General features: G+C 55.4%; 25 protein-coding genes and 1 pseudogene. 17 read left to right on the top strand and 9 right to left on the bottom strand.

Going from position 1 to position 24,312, the window contains the following annotated elements; genetic code table 11:
* Positions 1-14: 14 nt before the first annotated feature.
* Positions 15-554, bottom strand: a complete 540-nt coding sequence (locus ACZ5ZS_RS05200; RefSeq protein ID WP_188596588.1) for a hypothetical protein — start codon at positions 552-554, stop codon at positions 15-17.
* A gap of 97 nt (positions 555-651) precedes the next feature.
* Between ACZ5ZS_RS05200 and ACZ5ZS_RS05195 the strand changes: the two genes are divergently transcribed.
* Complete coding sequence (locus ACZ5ZS_RS05195; RefSeq protein ID WP_188596587.1) at positions 652-1,611, top strand: carbohydrate kinase family protein; 960 nt, start codon at positions 652-654, stop codon at positions 1,609-1,611.
* Positions 1,612-1,752: 141 nt separating this feature from the next.
* Here ACZ5ZS_RS05195 and ACZ5ZS_RS05190 read toward each other — a convergent pair whose 3' ends face one another.
* Positions 1,753-2,004: a hypothetical protein gene (locus ACZ5ZS_RS05190; protein ID WP_464858057.1), complete on the bottom strand. Its 252-nt coding sequence runs from the start codon at positions 2,002-2,004 to the stop codon at positions 1,753-1,755.
* Between the two features lie 45 nt (positions 2,005-2,049).
* A complete protein-coding gene (locus ACZ5ZS_RS05185) occupies positions 2,050-2,763 on the bottom strand; it encodes a TIGR00266 family protein (RefSeq protein ID WP_188596585.1) in 714 nt (237 codons plus the stop codon).
* A 167-nt stretch (positions 2,764-2,930) separates the two neighbouring features.
* Between ACZ5ZS_RS05185 and tenA the strand changes: the two genes are divergently transcribed.
* The 6 genes from tenA to ACZ5ZS_RS05155 all read left to right on the top strand — a co-directional run bounded on the left by tenA (position 2,931) and on the right by ACZ5ZS_RS05155 (position 8,051).
* A complete protein-coding gene (gene tenA / locus ACZ5ZS_RS05180; protein WP_188596584.1) occupies positions 2,931-3,584 on the top strand; it encodes a thiaminase II in 654 nt (217 codons plus the stop codon).
* A 94-nt stretch (positions 3,585-3,678) separates the two neighbouring features.
* Positions 3,679-5,154, top strand: coding sequence for an MFS transporter (locus ACZ5ZS_RS05175; RefSeq protein WP_188596583.1), 1,476 nt, complete (start codon positions 3,679-3,681; stop codon positions 5,152-5,154).
* On the top strand, positions 5,132-6,106 hold the full coding sequence (gene pyrB / locus ACZ5ZS_RS05170) for an aspartate carbamoyltransferase (protein WP_188596582.1): 975 nt from the start codon (positions 5,132-5,134) through the stop codon (positions 6,104-6,106). The genes ACZ5ZS_RS05175 and pyrB overlap by 23 nt, the downstream gene beginning before the upstream one ends.
* On the top strand, positions 6,103-6,579 hold the full coding sequence (pyrI, locus tag ACZ5ZS_RS05165) for an aspartate carbamoyltransferase regulatory subunit (protein ID WP_188596581.1): 477 nt from the start codon (positions 6,103-6,105) through the stop codon (positions 6,577-6,579). The genes pyrB and pyrI overlap by 4 nt, the downstream gene beginning before the upstream one ends.
* Positions 6,572-7,099 carry an orotate phosphoribosyltransferase gene (gene pyrE / locus ACZ5ZS_RS05160; protein WP_188596580.1) on the top strand — a complete coding sequence of 176 codons (528 nt, stop codon included), beginning with the start codon at positions 6,572-6,574 and terminating at the stop codon, positions 7,097-7,099. Before pyrI ends, pyrE begins: the two co-directional genes overlap by 8 nt.
* Complete coding sequence (locus ACZ5ZS_RS05155; protein WP_188596579.1) at positions 7,074-8,051, top strand: dihydroorotate dehydrogenase; 978 nt, start codon at positions 7,074-7,076, stop codon at positions 8,049-8,051. Before pyrE ends, ACZ5ZS_RS05155 begins: the two co-directional genes overlap by 26 nt.
* Positions 8,052-8,068: 17 nt before the next feature.
* Here ACZ5ZS_RS05155 and ACZ5ZS_RS05150 read toward each other — a convergent pair whose 3' ends face one another.
* Positions 8,069-8,437: a hypothetical protein gene (locus tag ACZ5ZS_RS05150; protein ID WP_188596578.1), complete on the bottom strand. Its 369-nt coding sequence runs from the start codon at positions 8,435-8,437 to the stop codon at positions 8,069-8,071.
* Between the two features lie 220 nt (positions 8,438-8,657).
* Here ACZ5ZS_RS05150 and ACZ5ZS_RS05145 point away from each other — a divergent pair, with 220 nt between their 5' ends.
* From ACZ5ZS_RS05145 to ACZ5ZS_RS05115, 7 genes and pseudogenes are all read left to right on the top strand, one after another.
* Positions 8,658-9,599 (top strand): SIS domain-containing protein, encoded by a 942-nt coding sequence (locus ACZ5ZS_RS05145; protein ID WP_464858053.1) that lies wholly within the window; start codon positions 8,658-8,660, stop codon positions 9,597-9,599.
* Positions 9,599-10,279: a hypothetical protein gene (locus ACZ5ZS_RS05140; protein WP_188596576.1), complete on the top strand. Its 681-nt coding sequence runs from the start codon at positions 9,599-9,601 to the stop codon at positions 10,277-10,279. Before ACZ5ZS_RS05145 ends, ACZ5ZS_RS05140 begins: the two co-directional genes overlap by 1 nt.
* A 67-nt stretch (positions 10,280-10,346) precedes the next feature.
* Positions 10,347-11,408 carry a transglutaminase-like domain-containing protein gene (locus ACZ5ZS_RS05135; RefSeq protein WP_188596575.1) on the top strand — a complete coding sequence of 354 codons (1,062 nt, stop codon included), beginning with the start codon at positions 10,347-10,349 and terminating at the stop codon, positions 11,406-11,408.
* Positions 11,409-11,524: 116 nt separating this feature from the next.
* On the top strand, positions 11,525-14,236 hold the full coding sequence (rpoA1, locus tag ACZ5ZS_RS05130) for a DNA-directed RNA polymerase subunit A' (RefSeq protein ID WP_188596574.1): 2,712 nt from the start codon (positions 11,525-11,527) through the stop codon (positions 14,234-14,236).
* A 104-nt stretch (positions 14,237-14,340) separates the two neighbouring features.
* On the top strand, positions 14,341-15,345 hold the full coding sequence (locus tag ACZ5ZS_RS05125) for a phosphate signaling complex PhoU family protein (RefSeq protein WP_188596573.1): 1,005 nt from the start codon (positions 14,341-14,343) through the stop codon (positions 15,343-15,345).
* A 68-nt stretch (positions 15,346-15,413) separates the two neighbouring features.
* Positions 15,414-15,548, top strand: coding sequence for a DUF7557 family protein (locus ACZ5ZS_RS05120; protein ID WP_268237972.1), 135 nt, complete (start codon positions 15,414-15,416; stop codon positions 15,546-15,548).
* Positions 15,545-16,093, top strand: a pseudogene (locus ACZ5ZS_RS05115) (hypothetical protein). Before ACZ5ZS_RS05120 ends, ACZ5ZS_RS05115 begins: the two are co-directional and overlap by 4 nt.
* 155 nt (positions 16,094-16,248) lie before the next feature.
* Here ACZ5ZS_RS05115 and ACZ5ZS_RS05110 read toward each other — a convergent pair.
* Positions 16,249-16,737: a DUF2250 domain-containing protein gene (locus ACZ5ZS_RS05110; RefSeq protein ID WP_188596572.1), complete on the bottom strand. Its 489-nt coding sequence runs from the start codon at positions 16,735-16,737 to the stop codon at positions 16,249-16,251.
* 9 nt (positions 16,738-16,746) lie between these two features.
* Complete coding sequence (locus ACZ5ZS_RS05105) at positions 16,747-18,195, bottom strand: dihydrolipoyl dehydrogenase (protein ID WP_188596571.1); 1,449 nt, start codon at positions 18,193-18,195, stop codon at positions 16,747-16,749.
* A 533-nt stretch (positions 18,196-18,728) separates the two neighbouring features.
* Here ACZ5ZS_RS05105 and ACZ5ZS_RS05100 point away from each other — a divergent pair.
* Positions 18,729-19,736: a diphthamide synthesis protein gene (locus tag ACZ5ZS_RS05100; protein WP_188596570.1), complete on the top strand. Its 1,008-nt coding sequence runs from the start codon at positions 18,729-18,731 to the stop codon at positions 19,734-19,736.
* Here ACZ5ZS_RS05100 and ACZ5ZS_RS05095 read toward each other — a convergent pair.
* A complete protein-coding gene (locus tag ACZ5ZS_RS05095; RefSeq protein ID WP_188596569.1) occupies positions 19,692-20,072 on the bottom strand; it encodes a hypothetical protein in 381 nt (126 codons plus the stop codon). The genes ACZ5ZS_RS05100 and ACZ5ZS_RS05095 overlap by 45 nt on opposite strands.
* 50 nt (positions 20,073-20,122) lie before the next feature.
* Here ACZ5ZS_RS05095 and ACZ5ZS_RS05090 point away from each other — a divergent pair, with 50 nt between their 5' ends.
* Entirely contained in the window at positions 20,123-20,974 is an 852-nt protein-coding gene (locus tag ACZ5ZS_RS05090) for a TatD family hydrolase (RefSeq protein ID WP_188596568.1), read from the top strand.
* 64 nt (positions 20,975-21,038) lie between these two features.
* Here the strand turns inward: ACZ5ZS_RS05090 and ACZ5ZS_RS05085 are convergent, their stop codons facing one another.
* Positions 21,039-21,518, bottom strand: a complete 480-nt coding sequence (locus ACZ5ZS_RS05085; protein ID WP_188596567.1) for a hypothetical protein — start codon at positions 21,516-21,518, stop codon at positions 21,039-21,041.
* 247 nt (positions 21,519-21,765) lie between these two features.
* Here ACZ5ZS_RS05085 and ACZ5ZS_RS05080 point away from each other — a divergent pair, with 247 nt between their 5' ends.
* Complete coding sequence (locus ACZ5ZS_RS05080; RefSeq protein ID WP_464858604.1) at positions 21,766-22,134, top strand: 50S ribosomal protein L32e; 369 nt, start codon at positions 21,766-21,768, stop codon at positions 22,132-22,134.
* 179 nt (positions 22,135-22,313) lie between these two features.
* On the opposite strand, the gene ACZ5ZS_RS05075 is transcribed toward ACZ5ZS_RS05080, so the two are convergent.
* Positions 22,314-24,137 carry an aldehyde ferredoxin oxidoreductase family protein gene (locus ACZ5ZS_RS05075; protein ID WP_188596565.1) on the bottom strand — a complete coding sequence of 608 codons (1,824 nt, stop codon included), beginning with the start codon at positions 24,135-24,137 and terminating at the stop codon, positions 22,314-22,316.
* Positions 24,138-24,312 lie beyond the last annotated feature (175 nt).

Here is a 24,312-nt window from a genome sequence, read left to right as displayed (position 1 = left end):
CCAATGGGGAACCATCAATCGCCCCCCCTCTCCAGGTTTCTCTCGATGGTCCATCTAATTATGTTCATCACTTCCTGCCGCCTCGCGTTTGTCCTATAGTTCCTTATAGTTATGGAGGTTATGTACCCATCCCCGCCCTTCTCCACCTGGTAATCAAATGCATCCCCCTCGCTCAGTTTCCTCTCCTGTATCAACTCATCATCGCCCTTCTTATACTCCTCTAACTTCCTCAGTAAGAATTTGGTGGGCTTGGATTCCGGGTCCAAGGGCCTCAATGGCCTCACGGTGATCACCCCCTCCCCGCTCTCCACCTCCCCTATCTTCTCCCCGCTCCTCGACCTGAGATCCACGCCGGCCGCCGATTGCCTCGGCTTCTCCTGCTGGGCGGGCTGGGGCTGCTGCAATTGATTGGCGGGAGTTATCGACTTGGACTTTATCTGGCTGTCTATGGCTTGCTCCGCCTCCCTAAGCATGGAGAGCTCCCCCTCCAATTCCTCTATTCGCTTCTTGAGCCGCTCCCTCAAGTCGAGCAATCGCTTCACTTCGTCCTGCATCCACTGTTCCGCCCAGCATCGCTATTTATCCTTTCCCCTCCATGGATCCCGGCCAGCCCAACGGAATAGATATTAACGCGGCTCCCTCCCCGCCGCAGTGGGCAAGCCAATAGTTCTCTCAATAGGTAACCTGAACCTAGATATATATATGAAGATCGGCAACCTGCCCGGGATAGATGAGGCCGTGGACGCGTTCGAGGCCTACGTGGGAGGCGGAGGGTCAGCCGCCAATTTCTCGGTGCAAATAGCGAAGCTGGGCCTCAGCTCTCGATTCATGGGCTCCGTGGGGTCCGACACCGTGGGCGGGATATTGGTGGATGAATTGAAGACCTTCGGGGTGGACACCCGCTTCATAAAGAGGATAGGCTATGAGAAGACAGGCACAGTGGCCGTGCTGGTCGGATTGGATGGAAGCAAGAGAATGATAGCCTACAGGGGAGCCAATATGGGACTAATACCTAGCGATATAGACGGCGCGGCCCTGGATGGAGTTAATCACGTACACATGGCCACCGGCAGGACGGAGATAATAGAGGCCGGGCTGAGGAGGAGCAGATTCATCGGCGCGACGGCGTCCATAGACGGCGGAACCAGCCTGGCCAGGAAGGGCATAGACGTCGTGTCCAGCCTGCTCAAGGGCATAGACGTAATGTTCATGAACTCCGTCGAGGCAAGCATACTAAGCGGCGTGGAGGACCCCATTAAGGCGGGCTTCGCAATATACGGCAAGGTCGAGCCCCGGGAGCTGGTTATAACGCTGGGGCCAAAGGGCGCTCTATGCATAAGCGGAGATGAATCGAAGGTGGTGGAGGCATTCAGGGTGACCCCGATCGATACGACGGGGGCGGGCGACGTCTTCGCGGCGTCCTACGTATCCGCAAGACTAATGGGGCTAGGCATAGTGGAGAGATTGATATTTGCCAATGCCGCCGCCTCCATATCCGTAACCAGGAGGGGAGCGCGATCGGGCCCCAAGCTGGATGAAGTCTTGGAGTTCCTATCATCGATAGGATACACGGAGATAGCCGATAAATTGGGCGGGAGCATAACGGAATAGAACAACTAGCCCTTCATCACTTCCTTCACCCTTATGAAGTACGCCGTGACGGAAATAGCTCCAGCGCCCTTCGCCGCCTCCGCCACGCGGGCGGCGTCAGCCTCATCGACTGCCGGATAGACCAAGAGGATGAAGCCGAACTTACTTACCCCCCCCCCCCCCCGCTGTCTGTCCCTGCACCTCAGTCGTTGCGTAGGCAGTGAGCAAGCTCTTGCCGGTGCTGGATCCTATGGCAGTCAAGACTCTCCCCAACTCCCCGGGCCTGTTTAAGAGGATCATATCTAGGAGAACCACTCCCCCCGCTGTGCTATCAATGCCTGCCTTAAGCAGGTCCACGTAGAACCTGCTCGCCTTTTCCACCGCCCTCTCCAAGTCGAGCGCGACCCACGACATGCTGTAATTGAAGTTTCTAGCTTAATAAGAATATCGGTGCCTGCATCACACCCTGAACTCTCGCTGTCCGGCCTCGGCCTCCCTCCTACAGCTGGGGGGGCACGGCATGTCCCTCGACAACGCGCTCGCCAGCGCGGCTAGGGACACGCTTCTCAGCCAGACCCTGCCGGGCCCCCTTATGTTTACGAAGAACAATCCCTCGCCGCCCAGCAGCATCGTCTTAAGCCCTCCCGCCCTCTTTATTCCGTACTGCATCCCCGCGTCGAAGGCCAAGAGATGCCCCGCCTCCACGTCTACCTCCTCCCCATCCCCTAATTGGAGCGGCAAAACGTTGCCCGTCCCATGCAGGAAAACATTGCCTGGCCCCGTGAACTTGGCCAGGAACAGCCCCTCGCCGCCGAATATGCCCGCCGTCAATTTCGCCAGCGATGCATCGTAGCGAACGCCGCCCTCCGCGAATAGGAAGCTGCCGTGCTCGGCCAGCAATTGATCCCCATTGCCCAGGCTTATTTGAACTACCTTGCCGGGAGTGCTCCCCGCAAAGGCGGTCTCGCCTGGGCCGGTTAGTTGGAGAACGAAGAACGTTGCCCCCGTCACGGCCCTCTTCAACCCAGCCATGAAGCCCCCCACATCCCTTGCTTGGAGATTAACGGTGGGCGACTTATAGAGGAGATGCCCTCCCTCCCCGTAGATGCTCTCGCCCTCGTCCATGATGACCTTGACCAGCTGCAGATCATCTCCCAGTATGGAATATTGCATGTATTGACTTACATTTCAATTAAATAAACTTTGTGCTCCCATGATCATAGGTCCCTCCCCCTCCTTTGTAAAAGGTCGACAAGTCTCGCCCCTCGGGGCGGGGAGGTCAGAGAGCGATCAGCACGGGGGCAAATCGCATAAATAGCGCAGGGCTTTTGGCTCAATACATGAAGTTGACCGAAAGGCTTTGGTCATCCATAGGCGATGTATATTCAGCAATACTGAATCACCCATTCATTAAGGGCCTATCCGATGGGTCCTTGGAGGAGAATAGGTTCCGGTTCTACATAGTGCAGGACCATCTATATCTACGGGAGTTCAGCAGGGCAGTGGCGCTGGCCAGCGCGAAGGCCAGAAACGAGGAGGAGCAAGTCTTATTCGCCACCCACATAGCTGATGCGTTGAACGTGGAGAGGAGCCTCCATGGCAAGTACCTGTCCCGCTGGGGCGTGAACGTAGATGATTACGGCATGTCGCCCACCAATGCGGCGTACACCTCCTATTTGCTGGACGTGGCATACTCAAGGCCATACCACGAAGTCATCGCGGCGCTGCTTCCCTGTTACTGGATATACATGGAGGTGGGCAGGGAGTTGATCAGGCGTGGATCCCCAAACGAGCTGTACAACATGTGGATCAACACGTATGGGGGAGAAGCCTATGAGCGGGGCGTGAATGCCGTGCTTGGCATAATGGATTCCATGGAGTTGACCAGCCAAGAGACTGCGGCGGCGATGTCCAGGTTCAGGCTGGCCTCCATCTATGAGTACATGTTCTGGGACTCCGCGTACAGGATGGAGCGCTTCCCCTTCAAGCCGTGACTCCCAGAAACATGAGGCGGTCGAGTTCAATGCCCTTATTGTGTTTTTTAGTTAACGGCTTAAGCTTTATTAAGCCAAGCTATGCGGGAAATCCATGGATAGGGTATCCATAGTCACCTTCGTCGTTGTGCTGGGCACCATGATGGCGGCCATAGACTCCACTATAGTTATACTGGCGCTTCCCACAATGGTTCAATCGCTTCACTCCGACTTATTCACAATGATATGGGTAATACTGATATACTTGCTCGTGACCGCCGTGCTGACCACCCAGCTGGGCAGGTTGGGGGATAACTACGGAAGATCCAGGATATACAACATAGGCTTCCTGATATTCACGGTGGGCTCGGCAATGTGCGGCGCCGCCCCAAACGACGTCTTCCTGGTAGCCTCGAGGGGAGTGCAGGCGCTGGGCGCGGCGATGCTGCAGGCCAACAGCGGCGCGATAATAGCGGATCACTACCCGCCCAACAAGAGGGGAAGGGCTTATGGGTACACGTCGGTGGGGTGGAACGTGGGAGCTATACTGGGCATAGTGCTTGGAGGCATAATAACCACATTCATAGGGTGGAGGTTCATCTTCTACATAAACGTGCCCATAGGGATAGCCGCGATAGCCTTGGGGATAAGGGAGGTGAAGGATTACAACGTGGTCAAGAGGAGGTTCGACGTGCCCGGCACTGTGCTCCTCGCCGCCTCCCTGGCATTGATCGCGTATGGAGCGGCCAACGTGGCCGGGGTGGGGTTAACAGTCCCCGACTTGGCTATACTGACGGTCGGCCTCGCATTGCTCGTGCCATTCGTTTACTGGGAGAGGAGGGTTAGCTACCCGCTCATAGATTTCAGGGCATTCCGCAATAGGATATTGGCGGCCAGCATGTTGGCGGCATTCCTCCAAAGCGCGGGCTACCTATCCACCGCGTTCATATTGATAATGTACCTACAGGGAATTAGGGGCCTATCCCCATTCTCCGCCTCTCTCCTCCTAGTTCCTGGCTACGTGCTTGCCAGCCTCCTCGGCCCATGGGCCGGCCGCCTAAGCGATAGGATGGGGGCTAGGTTGCCCGCCACCCTGGGGATAGGGCTCATGCTGGCCGCGGCGGGGGCTTACTCCCTACTGGGCCTGGCCACGCCGTACTCTTACATAATAGCAGCGTCGATAGTTGGGGGGATAGGGTCGGCGTTCTTCTTCCCAGCCAACAACAGCGCGGTGATGGCCAACGCCAGCAGCGAGTTCTACGGCGGGGCATCGGGCATACTGAGGACCCTGGCCAACATAGGCATATTGATCAGCTACGTCCTATCCATCACAATAGCCTCCCTGACTGTGCCGAGGTACGTGGCGTTCCAAGTCTTCCTCGGCACGTCCGACCTGGTCGGCGGCGTGACCACGGCCTTCTTGTCGGGCCTTCACTCGGCCTTCCTGGCAAGCATGGCCATACTGGCCATTGCCATGGTGCTCTCCGCCATGAGGGGCAGGGAGACAAGGGCCCACGTGGTGAGGCAGGAGGGGAGGGGCCCATTCATTGACCCCAGTGTTGCCCGCGATGGTGGGAATCCTTATAAATGAGTCACTCGATGGATTTGAGGGTTCGTTGAATACCTGGCTTGGAAGGGATGTGATCTCGGCCCTTGACTGGGGCCGGGAGGAATTAATGGGTCTCTTTCAGGAGGCCCAGGAAATGGAGAAGCACTCCAAATCCTCTCTTTCTGTAATGAATGGGAAAATAATGGCGATCGCCTTCTTCGAGCCCAGCACTAGGACGAGGCTCAGCTTCGAGACAGCCATGTTGAGGCTAGGGGGGAGGGTTATAGATATGGGCTCCGTCGAGGCGTCATCGCTTGCCAAGGGCGAGAACTTGGCGGACACGATCAGGATGCTGGATTCCTACGCCGATTTAATAGTGATGAGGCATGAATTGGAGGGAGCTGCGAGGTTCGCGGCGGAGATAGCTGATGCGCCTGTGATAAATGCGGGGGACGGTGCGCAGAACCACCCCACCCAGGCAATGCTGGACGCGTATACTATGTGGAGGGAGTTCGGCCGCATTGATGGATTGAGCATAGGCTTTATGGGGGATCTCAGGTATGCCAGGGTCATCAACTCCCTGGTTCAAGTGCTTTCCCTATTCGACGTAAAGCTTCACTTGATATCCCCGCCGAGCCTGCGGCCTCGCGCTGAGCTGCTTGACTTCATGAGGGGGAGAGGAATGAGGTTTGAGATGCACGATCAATTGGAGGAGGCGGTGGAGGGGCTTGACGTGTTGTACGTGGTGAGGATACAGAAGGAGAGGTTTCCCGATCCGATGGAGTATGAGAGGGTGAGGGGGAGCTTCAGGTTAACCATGGAGTCGCTACGCGGCGCGAGGGATTCATTGATAATACTACACCCGCTTCCCAGGGTGGATGAGGTTGACTTCGCGGTGGATCAAACGAGGCATGCTAGGTACTTCAAGCAAGCCGCCCTAGGGGTCCCGCTCAGGATGGCGCTCATAAAGCTGGTTCTGGGTGGTGCCGAGTGAGCAGGGAATTGATAATAAGCAAAATAAGGGAGGGAATAGTGATAGATCACGTGCTGGCCGGCCGAGCCATGATCATCCTTAAGATATTGAACATAAGCGGCCTGGAGGGCAGGGTGGCGCTCGTCATGAACGTGGAGAGCAGCAAGATGGGCAGGAAGGACATAATAAAGATAGAGGGACGGGACCTCACCCATGATGAGCTCAACCTAATAGCCCTAATATCGCCGACCGCCACGGTGAATAGAATCAGGAATTACGAGGTTGCCGAGAAATTCAGGGTGCAGCTGCCGACCAAGGTCCGCGGCATAGTTAAGTGCAAGAATCCCAAGTGCATCACCAATAAGCCCAGGGAGCCCATAACCTCATCCTTCACAGTGATCAAGGGCGATCAAGCCGTCCTGAAGTGCGATTACTGCGGCGCCTATAATTCCCTGGAGGACGTGGAGAGACAGCTGGTGAGCAGGGGTGAATAGGAGGGAATTGATAAGATTGCTGGGAAGGCATGGAGTGGTGCAGTTCGGCGAGTTCAAGCTCAGCAGCGGCGGGTTCAGCGATTACTACATAGACATGAGGAGGGCCATATCAGTTCCAGCCATATACAGGGAGATAATAGAGCTAATGACTGGGGAGGCCGTGGGCGTAGAGCTCATCGCCGGCATAGAGAGCGGGGGAGTGCCGTGGGCATCCATGCTGGCGTACAGGATGGGCATGGGAATGATCTACGTCAGGAAGCAGGTCAAGGAGCACGGAACCGCGAGGCTCGTGGAGGGCATTTACGAGCCCGGGCAGCGGGTCTTGGTGGTAGACGACGTGGTCACCACAGGATCATCCATAAGGAAGGGGGTCGAGTCGCTCAAGTCTGTGGGGCTGGACGTGGTTAAGGCCCTCGCCATAGTGGATAGAAGCGGGGGAGCCGCGGATGCGGGAGCTGAGCTGAGGTCGGTCTTCTCAGTGGGTGAATTACTGGATGAACTTAAGGACGCTCATCAATAAACTGCCCCCCGAGGCCACGTATGAGACCTCCCACCTCCTCCTCAGGCTCCCAATTCTACCCCGCCTCCTCAAGGCGCTGGGCCCCCGCCGCCCCGTCCCCGCTCGCCTTAATCATAAAACCATAGATGGACCAATAGGAATCGGGGCCGGGATAGACAAGGACGGTCTCCTGATGGACTTGGCGGCGGCGATGCCGGTTGGTTTTCACGTAGTGGGCTCCATAACCCCCTCGCCCAGGGAGGGAAACCCCCGTCCCCGCTTCCTGAAGTACCCGGAGCTGGGGGCCATGATCAACGCTATGGGGCTTCCATCAAGGGGAGCCGGGGCAGCGCTGCGCATAGTTAAGTCGAAGTGCCCCTCGTGGCCCAACTCCAAGCTATTGATCGTAAGCGCGGCCGGGTTCACCGTGGAGGAGGTGGTCAGGACCGCCAGGGCGGCGTCAGCGATAAAGTGCGTGGACTACGTTGAGCTGAACGTGAGCAGCCCCACCTATAGGGGGCTCTGGCTGGAGGGCGATGGGTTAAGGCGGTTGCTGGGCGAGGCGGAGAGGCTGGACAAGCCCGCGTTAATCAAGGTCCCACTGCTCAGGAACATCGACGCGGAGCGCCGATTGATCTCGGAGCTGGCCGCCTCCGGCCTTGGCTTGACCATAGCCAACACGCTGCCCATTACGGCACCGCTGCCGAGGGGGTATGGTGGCCTCAGCGGTGCGCCGATAAATGAATTGGTGGTCTCCCTGATACGCATTGCGCGCAGGGTTGGGCATCGAGGATTAATAATAGGGACTGGTGGCTTCCTCGACGGGGCATCGGTTATGGCCGGTCTGAGGGCGGGCGCGGATCTGGTTGGGATAGTGACGGCGTTCGCCATGGAGGGGCCGGCCGCGGTCTATAGGATAACGGCGGAGCTTCGCCGATACGTGGGGAAGCCTAACGTCTCCTCCCCGCCCTAGGAATCCGCTTGCCTCGGTCACTGCTGGTCCTGATAGAGGAATGCCGCCTCGTTTATCAATTCCTCCAAATCCAAGTGGGCGTAGTTCGAGACGACGCTGGCCGCAGTCCGCCTAACCTTATCGGCCATCCATCCACAGTCCAGCTTCGGCTGCTCAGTTCCCAGGGAGACGGTGGCCCCGCTCATCCTTATGGCTCCGCTGCTCCTCAACTCCTCCACCGCGTCTATGAAGTCGGGACTTATGGGTGAACCCCCCTCTAGGCTCCAGGAAAACGCCTCGAACCCGCCCAGGTAATCCACGATGAAGCAGAGCACCCCTAGCTTATCAAGGCTGACGGCCTTAAGAAATGACAAAAGGGTCATCACTATGCACTGCCTGATGCTCATTAATTGTAATCGCGGCTCCCATTTTAAAAAGGTATTCACGGGCCATAACGGCTAAACCTAAGGCATGCTCGCCGAATCGCAGTGTGAGGCGATGGTTTCCGCTCCTCGACCGGCTTGCCTCCCTCAACTCCTGAATTACTGGATGCGCGCCCCCATCTCCCCGGGCTTCATCGCCGCTCTCCGGACAACAATTAAATACGGCGGGCCGATCGGCGTTTATATGAATCCACTGGATTACAGGCAGTGGCCCACGACGTCTAAGTCCATCTATGGTTCCATCAAGTTAGGCCCTATTCCCCGCCCATCCTCAATATTGATAACGGGAATGGGGGGATCAGGCATAGTCGGCGATGTGTTGAGGGATTACTTGGGGGGCAGGATTCCCATTCACGTGGTGAAGGATCTAACCGTGCCTGATTGGGTGGACGCCAGCACATTGACGATAGCGATCAGCTACTCCGGGAACACGTCGGAGACCATATGCAGCTCGCTGTGCGCCAGGGAGAGGGGGTCTGCCGTGATAGGGGTGACGACTGGGGGAATCATGGCGAGCGAGTTCCGGAGGCTGGGCATTCAGGTGGTTCAGGTGCCCACGGCGACTGCCCCCAGGTTCGGCTTTCCGCAGCTGCTGTACGCCGCGCTGTCCATAATAGATGACGCTGTTGGAGTGAATGGAAAGGAGGTGGAGGAGAGCATAGCCGCCCAGGAGGAGGCGTTGAGAGACGTGAGCTTGGCCGAATACGTAGGGGAGCAGCTGCTCGGCGCCGTGCCGTACATATTCATCGATTCCAGAGTCCAAGGCGTTGCCGTCAGGTTCAAGAACGACCTAAACGAGAACGCGAAAACTCCCGCCATAGTGGCTCCAATACCGGAGGCGGATCACAACGACATAGTCACCCTCATGATGAGGCACTCGGTAAAGCATGTACTGATAAAGGCTGGCCCCAACCCCGTCATGGAGGCAGTGGAGTCCGTCTTCGCCGACTTCTCCGCTGACCCAGTAAAGTTGGAGCTTAAGGGCGATGGATTGCTTGCCAAGGAGCTTTACGGGATAACGCTTCTCGGAATGGCCACTCTCCACATGGCGGAGAAGCTGGGGGTGGATCCGGTCAGGACCGACCCCATAGACCTCCTCAAGAAGAGGTTGGGCAGGCTGTGTTGATGGCTGAGGCAGCTGCGGCCTTCATGGTGCTATCGCTGGGGGTAGCCGCGTTCCAGGACATACGCGGCAGGGTAATAAATGATTTGACGTGGTTCATAGCCGCTCCCGGCGTTGCCTTGGCTATATGGACCGCCGCGAAATCGCCACCCATAGTTATTTATCTATACGTGCTGGATGCGGCCATAGGGATAGCCTTGGCAGCCATCATATGGGTCACGAAGAGCATGGGAGAGGCCGACGCCATAGGGATAGCCCTGATATCCACGTCCACGGTGCCGGCCCTCCCCCCAACGCCGCTGTACGCCGCCCTCAACTCTCCAGTGATAGCCTCGCTTATCAACAGCATGCTTCTCACAACTCCATTCATAATATGGAACATCGCTATGAATACAGTGAGGGCTGGGAAGTGCCTTGAGATGAGCGGTGCTTCCGCTCTCAGGCGGCTGGCCTATTTATTATTCCTCACCTGTGAGCGCTCATCAGTTGTGAGGAGAAAGCCGTGGGCCTACTCCCCGGGCAGGCTCAGTCTCAGGATAAGCGATGAGGCGGCCCAGGCATCGGAGGGCAGGGAGTACGTGCTGGTCAGCTACAACATGCCGTACATAGCCTACATGTTCCTCGGCTACGTGATTTACTTATTGATCGGCGACCTAGTGCTTAAATTAATAGTCATTGCATAGCCCTTCGTTCAATCGAGCATAATGAGTGTCGGGCTTAGGTTTTTATCCCGGCCGGAGCCTTAGGCAAGTGCTGCTTGCCCTGCTCTTTGCCTTAAGCTCCCTGATGGTTACCCAAGCAAACGGATCCACGATCTTCGTGGTGGGGGGCAGGGCTTGGGTTGGGGAGCCGCTGGGGAATGGCTCCTATGTATTGATGAGCGTGAATTCGAGCGGGGCAACGATAGGCTTGCTGACCAACGGCTCGCTCAGAATAATCTACTTCATCCCCTCCCCCTCCGCGCAGCAGGGCTTGACGGCGCCCCTATCTCCCCCCCTCAATGAGTCGAGCAGCGTCTACGCGTTCACAAACGCCTCGTCCGATTTCTACCTAAGGCTATTCACGGTGAATAAGGTGAGCAACGGCGAATTAACAGGCCCGAGCCGCAACGTGACTTACCTGGGTTACCCGCCCTACTCTGTTGATTTTGGAAGCGGCATCAATTGCTCCACCACCTACATATCAATCTCGTTCCCCTCCCCTCCCCAAGTGATTCCGCTGCCCGTCTACGTTAACGCCGGTCCATCCATAACAAAGGTAACCGGTCGCATTACATTGGTGAGCACAGTTCCCAGCGTGCCGATAGAGGTTCTTGGGCCGGATTACGTGGTGGTGCCGCTTGCCCCCGTAAGATCGGCCTTATACTCGGTTCAGGTCTGTTCGCCGGTCAATGCATCGCTTGGCCCCATTAATGACTTGATCCAAGGCCTCAGGTTCAGCGGCAGGTACTCTTACTCTATCTCGGTGCCGTATGCCAACCCAATCACCGGCGTTCCAGCATACCGCACGGGTTGGTGCAGCGATTACGCCATATACGCGGCCCATGCGTTGGAGGAGGAGGGGTTGAGCGCGGAGGTGGCCGTGGGCTACATCATCCAGAACGGGCGGGCGAGTGGGTTGGATTACCATGCTTGGCTGGAGGCGTTTGTTGATGGCGATGGATGGATAGACGCAGAGGTCACGCCGCCCTCCTTGACCGCCGCCGGCGGGGCTGGAGGCGTGGGCGGCGTGTTAATAGGGCTCGTCGTTTCCATCCCGTCCCTGCTGGCCTTGATTGTTGCATTCATGGATCGCGTTGGGTGGCATCGGTGAGCGGTCTTCATGAGTTGCTCGGCATCATTATAGCAATCCTTTTATTCTCCTAGCCGATAGTTTCGGGTTCCTGTGATTAAAGTTTATAAACTGGGTTAAGCATATGGTTGCCGTAGATGTCATTGAATCAACCCAAATCAACGGAGAGGGATATTCCTTCCAAGTCGCTGAGCAGGATAAGGTTTGGGATACTGTCGCCCGACACAATTAGGCGCATGTCGGTTATGGAGATAACGACCTCCGAGACCTACGATGAGGCAGGCAATCCAGTCAAGGGCGGAATAATGGATAAGAGGCTGGGCGTCGCAGAGCCGGAGGCCGTCTGCGATACTTGCGGCAATGATTACAGCAGGTGCCCGGGGCATTTCGGCAGAATAGAGCTGGCCAGGCCCGTCATACATCCTGAATTCGCCAAGCCGATTCACGATCTATTAAGGGCGACGTGCAGAGAGTGCGGCCGCGCATTGTTGACGGACGAGGAGATAAGCAGGTACAGGACTAGGCTGGCCCGGCTTAAGAAGCATTGGCACTTAACTAGGGATAGGGTGATAGCGAAGATAGTGAAGAAAGCCATTAGCAGGGACACTTGCCCCCACTGCGGTGCCAAGCAGTTGAGGATAAGGCTGGAGAGGCCCACGGATTTCTACGAGGAGACGGAGAACCACGTGGAGGTGAAGATGGATCCCGTCAAGATAAGGGAGAGGCTGGAGAAGATACCGGACTCCGACCTGGAGGTGCTTGGGGTGGATCCATCATCGGCCAGGCCGGAGTGGGCTATACTCACCGTAATACCTGTGCCCCCGCCCCAGGTTCGTCCATCAATTCAATTGCCAAACGGCCAAATGAGCGTCGACGACTTGACGCATAAGTTGGTGGAGATAGTGAGGACCAACGAGAAGCTGAGGAACGCTATAGAGTCCGGCTCCCCATCAATGATGGTAGACGACGTCTGGAACCTGCTTCAATACCACGTCTCCACCTACTTCAACAATGAATTGCCCGGCCTTCCCCAAGCCAAGCATAGAGGCGGGAGGCCTTTGAAGACACTAGCCCAGAGATTGAAGGGAAAGGAGGGGCGCTTCAGGGGAAGCTTATCCGGCAAGAGAGTCGACTTCTCCGCTAGGACCGTGATAAGCCCTGATCCCAACATAAGCATAAACGAGGTGGGGGTGCCGATAGATATAGCCAAGGAGTTGACGGTGCCGGAGTACGTCACTGAGTGGAACATAGATAAGGTGAGGCAATTAGTGGTGAATGGGCCCGAGATATGGCCCGGCGCGATAGAGATAGTTGGGTCTGACGGCAGGAAGCGGAATCTGAAGTACGTGAGGGATAGGACGGAGGTGGCCAAGTCCATAACCCCCGGCTCCATAGTTTACAGGCATTTGATAGATGGGGATATAGTTCTCTTCAACAGGCAGCCGAGCCTTCACAGGATGTCGATAATGGGCCACATAGCCAAGGTGCTGCCCGGCAGGACGTTTAGGCTTCACTTGGCGGTTTGCCCACCCTACAACGCCGACTTCGATGGGGATGAGATGAACCTCCACGTTCCCCAGACCGAGGAGGCCAGGGCGGAGGCTAGGTTATTGATGTTGGTGCAGAACCACATAATAACGCCCAGATACGGCGGGCCTATAATAGGGGCAAGACAGGACTATATAACCAGCGGTTACCTGCTTAGCAGGAAGGATACGTTGATAAACAAGGAGCAGTTGATGTACCTGCTGGCCGCGGCCAACTATGATGGAGAGGTAATGGAGCCCGCCATACTCTACCCAGAGAAGCTTTGGACCGGGAAGCAGGTAATATCAATGCTGCTGCCGAAGGACTTGAATTGGACGCAGCCCACCGCCATGAGGTCTACCTGCAAGGACGCAAATGACTGCCTCACCGATGAATTCATAGTGGTGGTTAACGGCTACATGGCGACCGGCGTTCTTGATAAGAAATCCATCGGAGCGGAGCAGGTCAATTCGCTCTGGCACACCATAGTGAAGAGGTATGGAGGCGACGTGGCCAGGCAATGGCTGGACTCCACGCTTAGGATGATAATGAGATTCGTCGACTTGAGGGGATTCACCATAGGCATGGACTCCCTAGAGCTGGGGGAGGAGGCGTTCCGGGAGATAAGGGAGATAGAGAATAAGTATGAGGAGGACGTTAAGGATCTCTTGTCTAAGTTCTATGCCAAGACCCTGGAGGCGGATCCAGGCTACACAGTTGAGGAAACGCTGGAGAATAGAATAACGATACTGTTATCAAAGATAAGGGAGGAGGCGGCCGCCATAATAGATAAATACGTTGATAAGGACTCGGACGCCTACATAATGGCGAAGACCGGGGCCAGGGGAAGCCTGGTAAACCTGACCCAAATGATGGCGCTGCTGGGGCAGCAGACCGTGAGGGGGGAGAGGTTCAAGAGGGGCTTCCTCAACAGAACGCTTCCTCACTTCGAGCAGGGCGACCTGGGACCAGAGGCGAGGGGCTACGTCAGGTCCAATCTGAGGCTTGGATTAACCCCAATAGAGTACTTCTTCCACGCGGCGAGCGGCAGGGATGGATTGGTGGATACCGCGGTCAGGACGTCGCAGAGCGGCTACGCCCAGCGTAGGTTGATAAATGCGATGCAGGACATGTACGTGTCATATGATGGAACCGTCAGGACATCCTCGGACTTAATAATTCAATTCAAGTATGGAGATGATGCGGTGGATCCATCCAAGAGCGATCACGGTTCCATCAATATAGACGACGTGATACGCAGGGCTCAATCCATCAAGCCAATCAAGGAGGAGGCCGAAAATAAGGAGGGCAAGCAGGAATAACCGTGAATCGCCTCTCTTTTTGACTAATCAATCTTCCTTGTTTTCTTCCTTCCCTGAAAGGGATATTGTTTAAATAGGCAAGGCAAGGGAATTGCTGAGTCTTAATGCCGGATAAGGGATCGCGGCGGGTTGAGGTGAGGAAGGCCCAGTCACTGGGTAAGTCGTCTCTGGGAATTACTATTCCTAAGGCGTGGGCCAGCTCAATAGGGGTTGAGCCTGGGTCGCCGGTTTACTTGGAGTTGAGGGATGATGGGATATTGATAAGATCGATGGGTAGGGAAGCCGTTAGGACCAGCAGCATACACGTGATGTCGTCGTCCACGGTGGATGAGGTGTTGAGGATGGTGATAAGCTCGTATTTGAGGGGCGATGAGTCCATGATTATCAAATTCGATGCTGTGAATCCATCGGTGAAGGAGCATTTGTTCCGGTCCATTAAGGTTAAGCTGGCAGGAGTGGAATTGATAGAGGAATCACCGGCCGAGGCGCACGTTAAGGTGTTATCCCTCCAAACGCAGCTGCCGCTGGGCAAGTTGATGAGCAGGATGTGGCTAACGGTGAGGGGGATGCTTCGTGACTCGCTCGACTTGATAGGGAACAGCGATGGTGAGTTGGCTGAGGACGTGACTGCCCGCGATGATGAGGTGGACAAGACTTACTTATTGATCCATAGATTGATAAACATGGCGATAGCCGGGACAATCCAGCTTAAGTCCGTATCCCTTGAAAATAGAATGGAACTCACACCCTATTTGCTGGTCGCCAAGTCGGTTGAGAGGAGCGGGGATCACGCGTGGAGAATAGCGCAGTGGGCGCCCAACCTAGTCTTGGCTGGACCAGCCATTGGCGCCATAAAGGAGCTGGGATTTAAGGTGCTGGAGCTAAGCAATGCCGCCCTCAACGCCTTCATAGGTAAGGACACGGAAATAGCGATGAAGATATTAAACCAAAGAAACGTGCTGCTTAACGAGAGGATGGAGGCCATGACATCCATGCACGACGTGCCCGCCGACTCCCGCGGATTCGCGTTATTAGTCATAGAGTCGCTTGGAAGAATAGCCGCGTATGCGTTTGATATTGCCGAGACCACCCTGGACGGCTATTCATGACAAAATCGACAAGCCTCGCCTTTTGAGGTGGGGTTAGGTTTTAAGCTACTGCCCGCTACCTCTGTAGTATGCCCGTCACTGAGCCGATTAGGGTTAGTAGGGAGGTTAAGGAGGAGTTGAGGGGGTTGAAGGTTCATCCTAGGGAGACTTATGATGATGTGATTAGGAGGTTGATTGAGGTATATAGGAAATGCCAACAATGAAGAGAACTAACGTGGTTAAGCTCATCGCGGACAGGAACACCCACGAGAAGCTAAAGGAACTGGCTATAGCAACAGCCAAGTGTTGGAACGAGGTGAACTGGTTAAGAATGTGACAGTACAAGGAAGGGGAGAGAGTAGACTTTGCTAAGACAGAAAAGGAGGTCTACGAGAAGTACAAACAAGCGCTGAAGGTCAATGCCCAGCAGGTGGCTAGGAAGAACGCTGAGGACTGGAGAAGCTTCTTCTCACTAATCGAGGAGAAGTGTCCCCGCATGGGGAAGGTTGTAAATGCGGACTTGAATGGGTCGATGAACATCCTACATATCCCCGAGTCCCTGGGATCTGGGGGTGGGGGGCTCCCCTCGGTGAGGGATAGGGGTAATGGGTTGAAGACCCAGCCCGTGGTTCACCGCTGGACGAGCGGAGCGGGGTGGGTGCTTTACGCACCCGCCAGCTGTGAAGCGGTGAGGGTGAAGGCGGTGCACCACGAACCAATGAACCGCCCAGAGGGAAACCCACTAGGGCGGGGAGGAGGTCAGGAATAACATCCAGCCCTGCCTAGTAGGGAGTGGAGATCAGCAACAAGCTTTAAACGTTTGATCAGCACTCGGCAAACTCGTCACCAATTACCGACTTTTTTAGGTCATCACTGCCCTCCTTTAGTTGGCCACGATTTTTAAGGCTTTGCGTCGGGCCCGCGTCATTTCGCTTTGCTGTTGAGTAGGTCCTTAACCTTAACTCCCACGCCGCTCAGGGATCCATTGATTACCAATCCAGCTCTCTCCAGCCTGGAGACATCGCTTGGGCCCGCGGTTCCATTTATGAACTTAGTCCAGGAACTCCTCAACTCCTCATCATCCACTATTAATTCCGCGTATAGGTTGGGGAGCTCCCGCTCCACGCGCCTTAGAATCAGCTCCCCGTCTCGGCTCAGCGTGTAGTAAACGTGGTGCTTCCTCACCTCGTGCTTCCTCTTGAATTTAGCATAGGTATTCTTAAGCACCGGCTTGTCTATTCTCTCAACCAATCCCCTCCTCTCAAGCTCATCCAGTATTGATATGACGTCAGGGAGCGGGATCTTGGTGTCCTTCATTATGGATTTCCCATAATCAACGTTGGCCCTCTTTAGGTGAATCATGACGGCCATTAACCGCCTATCCAATAGAACTGCCCTGAGCCGCTCATCCACGTTCATCCCTCACAGCTTGAAACGTATAGCAGCCCTATCCACCGATTCGAATATTGTTGGGTGGGCATGGGCTAGCAGCGATAGGTCCTTCACGCGCGCATTGGTGGCGACGGCCAAGGCCACCTCGTTTATTATCAGCGACGCGTCCTCGCCCACTATTTCGCCGCCTATGATCCTTTGAGTGTCCCTCTCTATTATTAACTTAAGCCACCCCTCCCTAGCCCTCAATATCTGGGCGTACGCGTCGTCCTCAAGCGGGTACTTCACCGTGACGTAGGGCACTCCCCTGGCCTTGGCTACGTCCTCAGTCAACCCAACGACCGCCGCCTCCGGCTCGCTGAATATTGTGACTGGAATGGAGTTGAAGTTAACCTCGTATATGGGCGTGCCGTGCAGCATGTTCCATGCAGCTATGGTTGATTCCTTAACTGCGGCGTGGAACAGCATGTATTGGCCCGTGACGTCGCCAGCCGCATATACATTGGGTAACTTGGTCATCATGGTGGACTCAACGCTTACCCGCCCCTTCTCAACTATTCCCAACCCATCCAATCCCTCCACGTATGGCTTCCTGCCCACCGCCATGATGACCTCCCCTCCCTTAATGGTTCTCCTCCCGCTCGGGGAATCGTACTCAACCAGCTTCTCGCCGCCGTCCTCCCGTATTGCCGCTACTTTAGAATTAGTCAATACGGTCACCCCGCTCCTCTCGAGGCTCCGCTCTATCTCGGTCACGACGTCATTGCTCCACCCATTCAGTATCCTGGGCAGCATCTCCACGATGGTTACCTTAACCCCGAGGCGACTCAGCATGAACGCGACCTCCACCCCTATATAGCCTCCCCCGATCACCACGACGCTGCCCGGCAGCTTCCTGTGGCCGGTCTTGTATCCGAAGAGCTCCATGCTTCCAATGGATAAATCGCTGCCCGGTATTGGTAGCTTGATGGGAATCGAACCTGTGGCCACCAATAATCGCCCAGCCTCTACTTCCTTGCTCCAGCCCGCTCCGCTTATTTTTACCTTATTATTGTCCAGTATAGTTGCAATGCCCTTGACGAGCTCAAGCGGGGCATGCTCTTTAACCTCCCTTACGTGTTGGTGGTATCGAAGTTCCTGCACCCAGTCCTTGTTGTCCAGCAAGTTCTCCCACGTCAATCTAACTCCATTTATATCATTGTTCCCAACAGCGGTCAACATGTTCCTCAGGTTATTGAGGAGGTGTATGCCCATCCTAACGGCCTTGGAGGGAATGCACCCCTCATATAGGCAGGAGCCGCCTAGATTGCCCTTATCGTCTATCATCAATGCCCTCAACCCGCCCTTGCTTAGCTCGAATGAACCATGATAACCTCCCCCTCCAGCGCCTATTATCACTACATCATATCTATCCTTTTTGGGCGGTTTCTCGAACTCCGGATCGGTTGGTGGATAGACGGGATAATTGCCTAACTCCATGGCCACTCTCCCTCCGGGTTGCCGATTAATTGCTTTTCTTCGTTCGGAGTCGAATGGGCCCAACCCCCTCCCAAGCAGCGGCTAGGCGCGGCGCCGGCGGAGCGCCCAGCATCAAGCCAGTGGACCCCTGAACACGCCCACCGCGACTTAGGGCTGCTCCCTCCCGGGCCTGACCCACTTCGCCGCGTGCCCGGATCCCGACCCGCCCTACGGCGAATGGGTCCGGGGATGGACGTTCCAGGGGGCTAGCCTTCATCGCCGGCAACCCCTCGATGCCGCGCCATCACCACCGCCAGGGAAGGGTTTCGGTCCCCGCTTAACCTACGGCCCCGGAAGGGGGAGGGGTAGGCGATCCCCTCGGACCCGGCCCATCTAATGCGGCTGCATTCCCTTTTAAATTATTTTGGAGGCGGGCTATAATCAATTATGATAGAGAAAAATCAATAAGCATGCCCGAAGCATTATTAAGCCTCACTTGCTTTTCAGCGCGATGATGAGCAACGGATATGCCATGAGGGGTGAGGAGGGACCATATGCTGATTAATGGGGTTCTATTGGAGGGACTCGAGGAGGTGTTGGACTTGCTGAGGCGCAGCGATGGAAGGATCATAATAGAGGCGCCCACCGGGCTGCGCGGTGTCGCGGTTGAGGTGTCCAGGATGCTGGGGAGCGGGAGAGCCATGGTGAGCGGCAGGAATACTTGGGGGTCATGCGATATAACGCCCACGCCCGGCACGTCCATAATTCACATAGGCCACGCTCTTCCCCCCAACATAGAGGGCATCTTGAGAATGAATGGTGCATCCATAGACAGGGGAGGGGGGTTGACCATAATTAAGTTCAAGGATTCCACTATATATCTGGTTCCCGCGTATTACGAGCCCGATCCGGAGGTGGAGGAGGCATTGATTAGCAAGTTAAGGCAAGCCGGCGCTCCGAAGCTAATCGCATACGCATTGCCGTATAAGCTATACGCTGATCACTTGGCGGCGGTCCTGGGCGCGCAGCTCTTCGGCCCGTTCACGGGCTGCTTCTTTCCATTGAAGGTGGACGGTGCTGGCGTCGTTGCTGGGGGCCTGTTCTACTCCATGACCGTGAAGCTAGTGAATCCGAACGCCAGGGTGCTGGCCATAGATCCCCATAGGATAACCGTAGAGGACATAGATCGAGAGTACAGGAGGTTTCTGGCCATGAAGGTTAGTGCATTGATTAAGGCCCGCGAGGCCAAGCGGGTAGCCGTTATCCTGACAGGAAAGCCTGGGCAATCCATGGAGATGCGCGTGAACGACGTGCTTGCCTACCTGAGAAGTAATGGGATAGATTCATTCTTGGTGTATGGGGATGAGGTGGGCCCAGATCTAATAAATGAATTGAGCGTCGATGCCGTGATAAACACCGCGTGCCCAAGGTTGGGGTTCGATGATTTGGACAGAGTCAATAAACCTGTGATAAATATGGGGGAGATAAAGTACTTGAGGAATGGCTTGGATGATTACCTAAGCGCTAAGGTCCTTGCCTGGCCCGGCGACGCGGGTAAATAGCATCATGGGCTTCACGTTTGGAGGCAGCGGTAGGCTTATCAATTCGCTTCTGAACGCGAGGAGCATTCGGCCTTTAGTTATCCATTCATTAACAGCATCGACGTGTTCCTTCACCTCATCTATCAAGGCGAACCTCATGGGAGGTCCATGGCATTCCACCCATATTTCCAGAATTGCAGCATCCTCGAACACATGATATATGGGAACCACGGTGAAGTCATTGCAGTTGGGGATCTCCGCGTCAACGTATATGGCAAGGCCATTTCCAGCATCAATGAGCTGCGTCTCCTCCACCAGCCTCAATAATTCCTCCTCTATCTCTTCCCCCTCGCTCACTGGCCTACTGTGAGGCGGAGGTTTTTTAACGCTGCCCATCCATTCTCAGCGTGTTCATCAGCGACAATCACGGACACGTGAACCCAGTCGGCGGCTTGGGGCCCAGGGAGGTGGCGAGGCGGTTTGCGTCGAGGGGCGGCTCGTTCATGGTGGTGGTCAGCTTGCTGACAGTTGACTTCGGGCTCAACGTGGGTGATCTAAGCGACGTGGAGAAGCTGTTCAAGTTAACGATAGAGTCATCCCGAATGGTAAGCGAGGCCGGCGTTAAGTCGGTGGCAGTGATAGGGGTTCACCCAGCTGAGTGCAATGCACTGCTGGAGCGGGGGTGGGGGAGGAATGAAGTTAGGGATCACATGTTCAAGGCTATAGACTTAGCGGCTCGCTTGATAAGGCAGGGCGAGGCCGTGGGCATAGGGGAGGTAGGGCGCCCACACTGGGACGTGGGGACTGAGGTGGTGGATCTATGCAATGATGTTATATTGCACGCCTTCGAGGCCGCGCGCGACTTGGATGCAGTGGTTCAACTTCATTTGGAACGGAGGGGGGCGGAGACCGTTGAGTCTATTGCAGAATTGGCTAGGAGGGCCAATATAAAGAGCCATAAGGTGATACTGCATCACGCTGCGCCGGACATGGTTGGGCCAGCGGCATCTCGTGGGTTAACGCCGTCAGTGCCGGTTGGTAGAAAGGGCGAGTTCGAGGCATCGGTGCCGTTGGGCCCCATCTTCGTTGTTGAGAGCGATTTCGCCGATGATGTGAAGCGAACGGGCAGCGTGATACCTCCTTGGACCATGGCCAAGAAACTCAGGGAGTACGTGAGCACTGGATTGATTGAGGAGAAATTCCTGGATACCATCTGCAAGGAAAATATTGAGAGGATCTATGGATTATCCTTAACGTGATTAAGAATGCTGCCGACATCCAATCATAATGCGGGCTGCGCGTGGAGGTGAAGGACGGAAGGCACTAGTTTATCCACTTCTTTATGTTCCTAATGTACACCTCCAAATCCCTTTCATCTATTTCATCGCTGGATATGCACTCATCGTCCACGCAATACTTAACGAACGGCTCCGGCTGCATTAATTCCCCCGTCATGCTGTTCACGTTCATGGAAGTTATCAATTCATCCATTGGTACCTTGCTGATCACTATACCCCCCCTCCTGGTCACCCTATACGCCCTGAGCTCCTTTATTATTCTCCCGCTCCTCCTCTCTCCAGTGAAGCTGCGTAGAACCATCACGAGAAAACCATCGTGAAGCGCGTCCATCACGGTCTCGGCGAAGAATTCAGCCTCATACCTATCACTGAACTGCACCCTACCGTTGACGCGCCTCAGCCTCCACTTGCTTGCCTCTCCCCTGGCCGTTAGAAGAGTCAAATATGCCTTATTATACACGTGCCTCCCCACTTCATCCATGATGGTCCTCACCGGCTCATCCATGGGTTATATGCGTTTCCCGATTAATAAACATAGTGATTCTAGACCATAAACGAGGCTAGTCAAATCTTTCGGCGCTCCCAGCCTCCAATCCACGGTCTCGAGGCGACATATTTTTAAACGGAAAAGAGGCCGAGTTGCTATGGCTGATGATGCTCAACGGTCCATCCAGGACAAGTTGCGGGAGCTAGGCAAGAAGAGGCCGGAGCTGAGTCCCGCGGAGGCCCGGCTGATTAGGTTGAGGCTATTAATGGAGCGGCGAGAACCCAAGTGGATGAGGATGAATTCATGGCTTAACAGGAAGCTTCAAGGCGCTTGGAGACGGCCGAAGTCTCTTGACAACAAGATAAAGAAGCAGCGCAAGGGGTACCCACCATTGGTTAAGTCGGGCTATGGAAAGCCCAAGCTAGTTAGGGGTCTTCACCCGACGGGCTACGAGGAGGTTATTGTTCACAACGTGAAGGAGCTGGATTCCATAGACCCGCGCAGGCAAGCGATTAGGATAGCCAGAACAATAGGCCTACGCAAGAGAATAGAGATAATACGAAAGGCGACCGAGAAGGGCATAAGGGTGCTCAACGCCACGAAGGAGGCTGTGAGCAGGATACAGGAGCAGTAATTAGGCAAAAATAAGTTCCTCGCCTTCCCCCTGCGTTTATATTTCCAAATGGTATAGATTTATCGTGTCCTTCACTTATGAAGAACATGTTGGAGGCGTCGACGGGCTCAGCCATTAGGCCGAAACGCAGTTATACTGGCATGATAGAGTAGAATGGATCCTATGCTTTTTATGATGCCTTAATTCAGTTTCACGTACTTGCTCAGGGTCGGTATTGTGAACTCCAAGCCGAGGCTCTTCAGGGTCTCCTTGGTGGGCACGCCATTCTCGTCCCAACCCCGCTGCCTGTAGTACTCCGTTAACAGTGAATCATACGCATCCAGCCTCAGCCTAGCGCCCTTCAGCGGTCCCTTGGTTAGGGGTTGCTCGAACCACTTCCTGGGCGGGTAGTCATACTCCCTGCTCCACCCCCCATACTCGCGTATCCAGAATGCCCTAATCAATGCATATATTCTATCCGCCATATTGGCCAGGTTTAGATCCATGCCGGTGGCTGCCTTGAATAGGCGGGAGTACCAGTCAAACTCCAACCCCACCTCGACCCAGGGGAACCTGCAACCCACCATTGATTCAAACCATCCTCCCCTTATCCGTTGAAGCTCTATGACCTTAGCCGCCTTCTCGGGAGCATAGCTATCCCTTCCCGTCTGGACCTCCCACGAGATCACCCATGAATCCTTATGGCTTGCCCCTATTGGTGATGTGCCGAAGGCCAGCGCCATGCCGGGGGCCGCGTGGCAATCATACGCGCTGACCTCGAGCCCCTTGACCGACATGGAGAACTTCCACGAATCATGACCGATTCTCTGGGCCGCCATTCTGGAGCCATCCGCCAATAAATCGCCTATCTCGCTTGATCTCTGCGCTATCTCCACCACTATCCGCGCGGCTGCCTTGACGTCGCCCCACTCCAGTCTCTCGCCTCTCAAGAGTCCCTTCTCGCTGGCCTCCATTGCCCAGCTCAAGGTGCCGCCCAGGCTTATGGTGTCCATTCCCATCATGTCTGCCAGCCTGTTGAGGTAAGCGGCCTTGTCGAGGGAGTCCATGCCCAGGTTACTGCCCAGCATCGCTATGTTCTCGTAGTCCAGCTCCGATAATTGGGCCTCCAAATCCTTAACCACGTGGCCGCAAGGCATGACGCAGTTGGGGCATGATCTGGTCATCACTTTATTCTTCTCCACCATGAAGCCCCCTATCTTATCGAAGTAATCGAACTGCCCCTCCGAGTAATTATATGTGGGCAGGACGCTTGCCTCCTGGGCCCACTCAACCGTGGCCGTGGTTCCCTGCCTCATCCAGAACGGGTATCCCTGCTTGGATTTAGTGGCCACTATGGCATCCACCCCTATCTTAGACAAGGCTGGATCCGCTGGCTGCGGCAAGGACTTAGTTCCCTTCACTACAACGGCCTTTATCATTTTGCTCCCCATTACGGCACCCATGCCAGGCCTGCCCCCGCTCCTGCCCTTCTGGGCTATCACCGTGGCGAACTTGACCAGCCGCTCGCCTGCCGGTCCTATCAATAGGTAACCCGCGTTGTTGCCGTGTACCTGCCTAAGCCGGTCCTCTGCCTCGAAAGTGTCCAGGCCCCATATATCGCTTGCATCCATGAATTCTACCTTATCGTTCTCGATGTATAGATACGTGGGTTTCTCGGCCTTGCCCTCTATAACTATAGCATCTAGGTTGGCCCTCCTCATTTGGACGGAGACCCAGGAACCTATGTTGCCATCGCCGTAGCCTCCGGTGAGGGGGCTCTTGGCTGCCACCACCAACTTGCCCGTATTCGGGCCTGGGTAAGCTGTGACTGGCCCCACGGCCAGCACCAATTTATTGGCAGGCGAGAGGGGATCGGTGCCCGGCTCCAATTCATCCCACAGTATTTTCACCGCGAGCCCTCGCCCGCCCACGTATGATGCAAGCACGTTTGGATCGATTCCTTGAACCACGGATTTGCGGCGATTTAGGTCAATCCTCATTATGTTGCCGCTCCATCCCTTCATGGTTGAGGCAGTCAATCCTCCACTATTAAAAGCATTTTGCCTCTACAATTGGCGTGAACTGCTGCGGGCTGGGGGCGTTATTTAATGGTAGTTGTATATCGTAGGGGTATTGCGTTCACTAGCCTCGGGGCACGGCGTGGCGACGCAATGTATAAAAGCAAGCGTTGGAGAAAAT

The organism is Thermocladium modestius, from assembly GCF_055398215.1.
Note: the sequence above shows the minus strand (reverse complement) of the source record. Positions and strands in the feature narration are given on the sequence as shown.